We start from the raw sequence: 1,759 nt of genomic DNA on the forward strand, positions 1-1,759 counted from the left end.
CCGGACCGGGTGCCGGAGTTCCGGCCGGTGACGGCGTCGCTCACGGTCGTGCCCTTGCCGCCGCTGAAGCTGTTGCCGGAGATCAGTTCGTAGGCCGTGATACCGGCCATCGTGACCCCGAAGACCAGGGCGGCGGCGACCAGCGGGCGGCGCCAGCTCTTCACCCGGGCGCGGTAGACGGTGCCCTCGGTGAACTCCCCCGGGGCCGGCACCGCCCGCTGCCGGGGCCGGGCCGCCACCACCGTCTTCTCCTTCAGCTGCTCCCCGGTCCGCTTGAAGAAGTGCTGGAAGACCGTTCCGCCGCAGGTGGCGAGGACGCTGACCACGCCGGCACCGAGGATCGTGCCGTACACCCCGAAATACGAAGCGAGTTTGGCCGCCACGACCGCCGCCAGGGCACTGCCCGCCACCTGGGGGACGTTCAGATCCATCCGCTTGCGCCCCGTATCGGGTGTCTCACGCATACCCGGAACTTGCCTGCCTTTCCCGTACTTGATCGACATTGATCGACCGATTGCACGAGAAGGGGACGTATGGACGAAACCATTAGTTCCGTTTCTGGCGATTGCGTGAAGTTCACCACGTCATGATCGACAAAACCGGTTGCGAACGGCCAAGTCGCACACCTTGCGAGAAGTTGGCCAGCGTGCCAATCCACGCACGTGGCCCGAATGGAGTACTGTTGCGAGCCCTGGGTCCGGTCTCCCACCAGGAGGTCCGCGGCCCCGCTGGATCACCGGGAGGGGACTAGTTGCACAGGGTGACGGAGTTGGTCACTTAGCGTGGCGAACAGGTAACCGTGCCATAACGGCGGTCCCGGGCCCGCGCCCGACACGCCGGGCAACTCGGCAAGGTTGTGGCAGGCTGCACCCGGGCAGGCCACACTCGACTAGCGGAAGCAGCGACGCACGTGACGTCGGCAGGCACCACCCGGGAGGTCCCCATGCCCGAACTGCGTGTCGTGGCCGTCTCGAATGACGGCACACGGCTGGTGCTGAAGGCTGCCGACTCCACGGAGTACACACTTCCGATCGACGAACGGCTGCGCGCCGCCGTGCGCGGCGACCGGCCGCGTCTCGGCCAGATCGAGATCGAGGTCGAGAGCCATCTGCGCCCGCGGGACATCCAGGCCCGGATACGAGCCGGGGCCACCGCGGAAGAGGTCGCGCAGCTCGCCGGCATCCCCGTCGACCGGGTGCGGCGCTTCGAGGGCCCTGTGCTGGCCGAGCGCGCCTTCATGGCCGAGCGCGCCCGCAAGACCCCGGTCCGCCGCCCCGGCGAGAACTCCGGCCCGCTGCTCGGCGAGGCCGTGCAGGAGCGGCTGCTGCTGCGCGGTGCCGACAAGGACACCGTGCAGTGGGACTCCTGGCGCCGCGACGACGGCACCTGGGAGGTGCTGCTCGTCTACCGGGTCGCGGGCGAACCGCACTCGGCGAGCTGGACGTACGACCCGCCCCGGCGGCTCGTCCAGGCCGTCGACGACGAGGCGCGCTCGCTGATCGGCGAGTCCGACGACCTCGCCGCGCCCGAGCCGAGCTTCCCGTTCGTGCCCCGGATCGCCCGGCTGCCCCGCGAACGCTCGATGGACCGTGCGCTCGAACGGGTGGACCGGGAGCGGCCCGGCCTGTCCGCGCAACCGTCGGAACCCGCCGAGGAGAGCACGGGCGAGCGCGACTCCCTGACCAGCCTGCTGGAGGCCGTGCCGAGCTTCCGGGGCGACCTCGTCGTCCCGGAGCGCCCGTCGGACTCCACCGAGGAT

At 70.2% G+C, this 1,759-nt stretch carries 1 protein-coding gene and 1 pseudogene; one reads left to right on the forward strand and one right to left on the reverse strand.

The window, feature by feature from the left end; genetic code table 11:
- A pseudogene (locus H5J33_RS34020) lies at nucleotides 1–464 on the reverse strand (hypothetical protein); the annotation flags it as partial.
- A gap of 479 nt (nucleotides 465–943) precedes the next feature.
- Here H5J33_RS34020 and sepH point away from each other — a divergent pair.
- On the forward strand, nucleotides 944–1,759 hold an 816-nt coding region (gene sepH / locus H5J33_RS34025), incomplete at its 3' end, for a septation protein SepH (RefSeq protein ID WP_181798524.1).

The sequence above is a fragment of the Streptomyces sp. WELS2 genome, from assembly GCF_013870595.1.
In the GTDB taxonomy this organism is placed as follows: Bacteria; Actinomycetota; Actinomycetes; order Streptomycetales; family Streptomycetaceae; genus Streptomyces.